The sequence below is a fragment of the Acinetobacter sp. WCHA39 genome (assembly GCF_002165385.1).
GTDB lineage: Bacteria > Pseudomonadota > Gammaproteobacteria > Pseudomonadales > Moraxellaceae > Acinetobacter.
The window spans coordinates 189,175-196,262 of the sequence record NZ_NHRP01000001.1; the positions used below are offsets into that span (position 1 = coordinate 189,175).

General features: G+C 40.3%; 5 protein-coding genes and 2 pseudogenes. 6 read left to right on the top strand and 1 reads right to left on the bottom strand.

The window, feature by feature from the left end; translation table 11 throughout:
- Positions 1–4: 4 nt before the first annotated feature.
- The 6 genes and pseudogenes from tgnC to CDG56_RS00890 all read left to right on the top strand — a co-directional run.
- On the top strand, positions 5–1,474 hold the full coding sequence (gene tgnC, locus CDG56_RS00865) for a (Z)-2-((N-methylformamido)methylene)-5-hydroxybutyrolactone dehydrogenase (RefSeq protein ID WP_087546626.1): 1,470 nt from the start codon (positions 5–7) through the stop codon (positions 1,472–1,474).
- 312 nt (positions 1,475–1,786) lie between these two features.
- Positions 1,787–3,187, top strand: coding sequence for a purine-cytosine permease family protein (locus tag CDG56_RS00870; protein ID WP_087546627.1), 1,401 nt, complete (start codon positions 1,787–1,789; stop codon positions 3,185–3,187).
- 25 nt (positions 3,188–3,212) lie between these two features.
- Positions 3,213–4,382, top strand: coding sequence for a hypothetical protein (locus CDG56_RS00875; protein WP_087546628.1), 1,170 nt, complete (start codon positions 3,213–3,215; stop codon positions 4,380–4,382).
- Positions 4,383–4,529: 147 nt separating this feature from the next.
- On the top strand, positions 4,530–5,987 hold the full coding sequence (locus CDG56_RS00880) for an NAD-dependent succinate-semialdehyde dehydrogenase (RefSeq protein WP_087546629.1): 1,458 nt from the start codon (positions 4,530–4,532) through the stop codon (positions 5,985–5,987).
- On the top strand, positions 5,984–6,370 hold the full coding sequence (locus tag CDG56_RS00885) for a carboxymuconolactone decarboxylase family protein (RefSeq protein ID WP_087546630.1): 387 nt from the start codon (positions 5,984–5,986) through the stop codon (positions 6,368–6,370). Before CDG56_RS00880 ends, CDG56_RS00885 begins: the two co-directional genes overlap by 4 nt.
- 292 nt (positions 6,371–6,662) lie before the next feature.
- Positions 6,663–6,929, top strand: a pseudogene (locus CDG56_RS00890) (NAD-dependent malic enzyme); the annotation flags it as partial.
- A 19-nt stretch (positions 6,930–6,948) separates the two neighbouring features.
- On the opposite strand, the pseudogene CDG56_RS00895 reads toward CDG56_RS00890, so the two are convergent.
- Positions 6,949–7,088 (bottom strand): annotated as a pseudogene (locus tag CDG56_RS00895) (IS4 family transposase); the annotation flags it as partial.

The following is a 7,088-nucleotide window of genomic DNA, read 5'->3' on the forward strand; positions in this document are numbered from 1 at the left end:
AGACATGACTTCTCAATTCCAGTTGTATATCAATGGTCAATTTGAGGATGGTGCTGCACAATTTGACAGCATCAATCCAGCGACAGAGCAAGTTTGGGCGAAAATGCCTGAAGCACGTACAGATGAAGTCAATCGTGCAGTTGCCGCGGCATCTCAGGCTCTGCAAGATGCGGCTTGGGCAGGTTTAACCGCTTCACAGCGTGGCAAACTGCTATATAAACTTGCTGATTTAATCGAAAAAGCTGCACCGCAATTGGCTCAATATGAAACCAGTGATACAGGCAAGATCATTCGTGAGACGTCGAGCCAAATTGCTTATGTAGCTGAATATTATCGTTACTATGCAGGGATTGCAGACAAGCTCGAAGGGAGCTATCTGCCGATTGATAAACCAGATATGCAAGCATGGACCATCCGTGAACCAGTAGGTGTGATTGCTGCAATTGTTCCGTGGAATAGCCAATTATTTTTGTCTGCGGTTAAAGTTGGTCCAGCATTGGCGGCAGGTTGCAGTATTGTTCTGAAAGCCTCTGAAGAGGGACCAGCCCCTTTACTTGCTTTTGCACGTTTGGTGCATGAAGCAGGATTTCCAGCAGGTGTGGTGAATGTCATTACAGGTTTCGGGCCTGAATGTGGCGCAGTTTTAAGTAGTCATCCAGAGGTTGCTCATGTGGCATTTACTGGTGGACCAGAAACAGCACGTCATATCGTGCGCAACTCTGCTGAGAACCTTGCCAAAGTCTCATTAGAGTTAGGTGGAAAATCTCCTTTTATTGTATTTGCAGATGCTGATTTACTGAGCGCAGTGAATGCACAAGTCGCAGCGATTTTTGCAGCAACTGGGCAAAGCTGTGTTGCTGGTTCACGGTTGCTGGTTGAAGACAGTATCAAAGATGAATTTGTTCAACGTTTGGTTGAGCGTGTGCAAAGTATCAAGATTGGTTTGCCTGATGATATGGCAACTGAATATGGCCCTCTGTGCACCTTGCGTCAACGTGAAAAAATTGAGCAAGTCGTTGCTCGCTCGATTCAGCAAGGGGCGAAATTATTGGCAGGTGGGAAAACGCTTGAAAGAGCAGGTTATTACTATCCACCTACAATTTTAGACTGTAGTGATGTACCGCAAGCTGATTGCGTCATGACCGAGTTATTTGGTCCTGTCTTGTCTGTAGTGAGTTTTAGCACTGAAGCAGACGCGATTCAAAAAGCCAACAGTACGCCTTATGGACTGGCAGCTGGTGTGTTTACCAACAATTTAAGCCGCGCGCATCGTATGACCAAAGCAATTCGTTCAGGGATTGTTTGGCTGAATACCTATCGCGCTGTTTCTCCACTTGCACCTTTTGGTGGTCATGGTCTATCAGGACATGGTCGTGAAGCTGGCTCAGATGCGGTGTTGGACTATACCACTACTAAAACTGTGTGGTTACGTACCTCAGATCAACCGATTGATGATCCTTTTGTGATGCGTTAATACATCACAACAGTCATTAGGATTTAAATTTCAAGGATGAAAAGATGACGCAGTTAAATTTCAAAATCACATAAATCTGATCAAGGCATACGTAAGATAATATTGGTTGAGCTCCAAGAGCCTCGACAAGGTTTCCTTTATCTTTTTTGCCATTTCTTTAATCAAAGTTGATGTGATTCGTCTGTAAAACAAGAGAAATGAAGGTCAGGTCATCTGGATATGGCGCTGATCAGGCAGGTTGTGAAACCTAAGTTTACTCTCACAAATATTTGATATTGAGGAAAACGAAGTCCTCAAAGAGAGATTAAGGATATGAGCCAAAATGAAAATAGTGCTTTCGCCATTGAAAGCAATTCAATTGATTACGTTGATCCATCTCAACGTCACGGAAAAGTACGTGATCTATTCACGCTCTGGTTTTGTACCAATATTGCACCCTTAGCTGTAATTACTGGTGCAATGTCGATGCTAACGTTTAACCTCAGTTTGATCAGTGCGCTAGTAGCGATTTGTTGTGGTCATTTCTTTGGCGCAGCAATTTTAGCTTTAACTTCTGCGCAAGGACCCCAAGTCGGCATTCCCCAGATGATTCAAAGCCGAGCACAGTTTGGGCGTTATGGTGCATTACTAGTCGTATTATTTACGACACTGATTTATCTCGGTTTCTTTATTTCCAACATTATCTTGTCAGGTAAAACCTTACATACCGTCGTCCCCGCAATCCCTGTTCCAACTGCGACGGTGATTGGTGCAATTGCAGCAACCACCATTGGGGTAGTGGGTTATCATCTAATTCATAATTTTAATAAAATTGGCACATGGTTAATGGGCGGTTCATTGCTGATCGGCTTGTTGATTATGTTGCCACAAATTAATGCTGAAGTACTTGCCAAAGGCTCATTTAACCTAAAAGGTTGGTTTGCCATGTTTGGTCTATGTGCAGTTTGGCAAATTAGTTTTTCACCTTATACCTCAGACTATTCACGTTATCTACCGAAGTCGATTGGGATTTTTAGACCATTTATCTTTACTTACTTGGGCGCTTCGCTTGGAACAATCTTTGCGATGGCATTTGGTACAGTAGCGGTGAGTATTGGTTCTGGTACCGATGCGATGGAAGCGGTGAAATCGGGTACAGGTATTTTCGGTTCGATTCTGATGATTTTATTCCTTTGTAATATCATCGGTCACAATGCCATGAATTTATATGGTGCGGTTTTATCGTGTATTACTTCGATCCAAACCTTTGCAGGTCAATGGATGCCAAGTAAGAATGTCCGTATTATTTTGTCGATTATGGTCTTAATCCTTGCTACGTTTACAGCACTTTGGGCATCAAGCAACTTTATTAGCTTCTTCCTGAACGTCATTTTTGCCTTACTATTTATTTTAGTGCCTTGGGTATCGATTAACCTATTGGATTTCTATGTGATCAATAAGAAATCTTATGATATTCAGTCGATCTTCGCACAAGATGGTGGTATCTACGGCAAATTTAATGGCAAAGCTTTAACTGCATATTTCATTGGAATCGTGGTTCAAATCCCTTTTCTGACTAATGCATTTTTTACAGGCCCATTCGCAAACGTCATTCAGGATGTAGATATTTCTTGGGTGATTGGATTGGTAGTGAGTTTCGTTGTGTACTACGTCTTTAATCTCGAAAAGATTAAATGCAGTAGCCCAGCACTCAATGTAAAAGCGCAACATTAAACATGCTTAGAATGGAATCGATGACATGAAAAAAAGTTATTTACAACTCACATTGGTAACTGCATTAACCAGTATGATTACACCAAGTTATGCAGGAATTAGTTTTGGCGACAGCAATGCCGACTCAGGCAAGTTAACGGTTTCTGGTTATGTACGTGCCAATTATCAAGACAAAGATTACGGTGAACCTGCTTCAGAACATAAGATCCGTTTTGATGCTGCACAACTAAAACTTGATTATGAACGCGGCAAACTATTTGGACATGCTGAATATCGTTGTTATCAATACGATACGCTGTGTGATTTTTCAACCTTGATCGATGCATATGCAGGTTATCATTTAAATGAAACTGATCAGGTTGTGGCAGGAATGCAAGCTATTCCATTTGGATCAGGACGTTTCTGGGGCAATAGTTTGTACGGTAGTATCAATACTACAGCAGGTTTAGAAGATGTTCATAATTTAGGTTTAAACTATCATTTTGAATTGCCAAGTGCGACCAAATTTGATGTCGGTTATTTTGCTGCAGATGCAGGTCACTATGAAGGTACTACCCAAGACTCTGGTCGCTATAGTGCGAACTATGTAAGTTCTGATGACATTACCAAAAGTGATATCGAAGAGAAAAACATGTGGGTTGGACGTATTACCCAAGATATTAATCTGGGTGTAAAAGGTTTAACTACACAGGTCGGTGCTTCATATTGGACTTCAGAGATTGACAATAAAACCACATCTCAAACGGGTCGACGTAATGCGTGGGCATTATTTAGCAAAATCAATTATGGCAATCTAGGTCTGACCTTAACAGGCGGTAAAAATGATGTCAGTAATAAAGACGTCGTTGATGCAACTTCATCTTTGATGGGTTCATATGACAGCGAATATTATGTTGCAAACAAAGCGACTTACTATACAGCTGATCTTGGCTATACTTTTAAAGATGTTAAGCAAATTGGCAATATCACGCCGTATTTTATGCACAGTCGATACAATAAGGATTTGGTTGGTTCTCAAGATTCAATCCGTAATATCCTTGGTGTTTCAATCGACCATAAACAGATTTCTTTAGTCGCAGAATACATTATGAGTCAAAATGATTCCTTCATTGGTGGTACTGAAAAATCACTGGCGCTTGGGGATGATGGTAAATGGAATAAGTTACTCAACCTAACGTTATTCTATTACTTCTAAAATCAGCTATAACATTCGGGCAACCGAAAATTTTTTTCAAGATTTATTTGGTATGCCATAATACAGGTTTAGTTAATACCAGAACATTGATACTGTTTTGTAAAATGTTCTGTGTATTAATGCCGAAGTCTAAATAGGATAATCAGTATGCAACTTAATCAATTGCCATTATTTCATCAACAAGCTTTTGTTGCTGGACAATGGTGTGATGCCGATAATCAACAAACTTCTGATATTTATAACCCTGCAACACAAGAAGTGATTGGTACTGTACCGAATATGGGCAAGGCAGAAGCCGAACGCGCAATTCAAGCAGCAGTTGCAGGTTGGGCTGTATGGAAAAATAAAACAGCCAAAGATCGCTCAACGATTTTAAAAAAATGGTTCGATTTGATGGTTGAAAATGCAGATCAACTTGCATTTATTTTGACTAGCGAACAAGGAAAACCTTTAGCAGAAGCGAGAGGTGAAATTTTATATGCTGCTAGCTTTGTTGAATGGTTTGCTGAAGAAGCAAAACGTGTTTACGGTGATATTGTGCCGAGTCCTTATCCAGATGCACGGATTATCGTGAGTAAACAACCGATAGGTGTTGTTGCAGCAATCACGCCGTGGAATTTCCCTGCAGCAATGATTACTCGTAAAGTTGCACCTGCTTTGGCTGCGGGTTGTCCTTGTATCGTTAAACCTGCGCCAGAAACTCCATTTACGGCATTGGCTTTGGTCGATTTAGCGATTCAAGCAGGCGTACCTGCTGAGATTTTTAGTGTCATTACAGGTGATGCAGTCATGATTGGGGATGCAATCTTTGAAAGTGATGATGTACGGAAATTTACTTTTACAGGTTCAACACCCGTTGGAAAATTATTGTATCAACGCTCAGCGCAAACGCTGAAAAAAGTTTCATTAGAATTGGGCGGTAATGCACCTTTTATTGTCTTTGATGATGCAGATTTGGATGCTGCAATCGAAGGGGCATTAATTGCTAAATATCGCAATGCAGGACAAACCTGTGTTTGTGTGAATCGCTTTCTTGTTCAAGAAGGAATTTACGAAAAATTCATTGCTGCATTAAGTGAAAAAGTCAATGCTTTTGCAATCGGCAATGGTTTGGATATTGGGAGTGAAATTGGTCCATTAATTAATGCCAATGCAGTGAAAAAGGTTGAAGCTCACGTCGCTGATGCCTTAGCTAAAGCAGGTCGTTTGGTCGCTGGTGGTAAACGTCATAGTGCAGGTGAGTTATTCTATGAACCTACCATTATTGCTGATGTCACCGCTGAGATGGATGTGGCGACTCAAGAAACATTTGGTCCATTGGCTGCTGTATTCAAGTTTGAAACTGAACAACAAGCCATTGAAATGGCAAATGCGACGGAATTTGGCTTAGCGGCGTATTGTTATACCAAAGATTTAGGACGCGCTTGGCGGATGAGTGAGCAGCTTGAATACGGTATGGTTGGAATCAACAAGGGCTTAATTTCCAATGAAGTCGCACCATTTGGTGGAATCAAACAGTCGGGCTTAGGTCGTGAAGGTTCAAAATACGGGATCGAAGATTATCTTGAAATCAAATACACCTTATTTGGGGGATTGAATGCATGAGTAATGAAAAATTTGAAAAAGGCTTAGCCATTCGTAAACAAGTGTTGGGTGAAGCTTATGTCAATAATTCGATCAACAATACTGATGATTTTAACTTACCTTTACAAGAGTTAGTTACAGAGTATTGCTGGGGGGCAGTTTGGGGGCGAGAGGAACTGAGCAAGCCTGAGCGAAGCTTAATCAATCTTGCCATGATTTCTGCGCTGAATCGTCCACATGAGTTGAAGCTGCATGTCAAAGGTGCTTTGCGTAATGGTGTACCTAAAGAAAAAATTCGTGAGGTGCTGCTACAAGTCGCAATTTATTGTGGTGTACCGGCAGCCGTAGATAGTTTTCGAATTGCTAAAGAAGCGATTCAGGAATATGAACAAGAGAATCACTAATTAAACGATTGAGCAAACATTACACAGCATGCTGGTGATGTTTGCTTAAGTGATTTCATTTTGGCTCTTCGCTCTTATAGTGACATACCAATTGTTACGATTGTTACGGTCAGAATGGATATAATTTAAACAGAGTATTTATTTTCTAAATAACTAGTCACCTTTTATATACTGAGATATATGCAGCTTTAGGTATCTATTGGTGTAAATTATGCACTTCGTTTAAGGTGATTTTAATTCCATCTTGAGCTAAGAAAATTTGATATTTGATAGATCATCGAAAGAGTAAGGTATGCCCGCAAATCCTAGTAAAACCCAAAAACCTTTATATATTCCCTATGCTGGGAACGCTCTTTTAGAACTTCCACTCTTGAATAAAGGTTCAGCTTTTTCGACTGAAGAGCGTGAGCAGTTTAACTTGCATGGACTGATACCTAACAATATCGAAAACATCGAAGAACAAACGCAACGCTCTTATCAGCAGTACTTATCATTTGACAATAACTTGAATAAGCATATTTATTTAAGAAATATTCAAGACACAAATGAAACACTTTTTTCTTTGTACACGACAAATTTCATAGGGCCCTTGTCCTATCAGGCTTTTTCTTCCTTAAAATTGCGAGCACTTTCTTAAATTCTTCTTTTTTTCCAAAACCAATCAAACGTAGAATAGCCATTTGAACATAGTCCAAACCGTAGCGAAATAAACTTACTG

Excerpts from the sequence above, each read along its gene's own strand:
- tgnC (WP_087546626.1), top strand. The coding sequence starts at position 5 with ATGACTTCTCAATTCCAGTTGTATATCAATGGTCAATTTGAGGATGGT.
- CDG56_RS00870 (WP_087546627.1), top strand. The coding sequence starts at position 1,787 with ATGAGCCAAAATGAAAATAGTGCTTTCGCCATTGAAAGCAATTCAATT.
- CDG56_RS00875 (WP_087546628.1), top strand. The coding sequence starts at position 3,213 with ATGAAAAAAAGTTATTTACAACTCACATTGGTAACTGCATTAACCAGT.
- CDG56_RS00880 (WP_087546629.1), top strand. The coding sequence starts at position 4,530 with ATGCAACTTAATCAATTGCCATTATTTCATCAACAAGCTTTTGTTGCT.
- CDG56_RS00885 (WP_087546630.1), top strand. The coding sequence starts at position 5,984 with ATGAGTAATGAAAAATTTGAAAAAGGCTTAGCCATTCGTAAACAAGTG.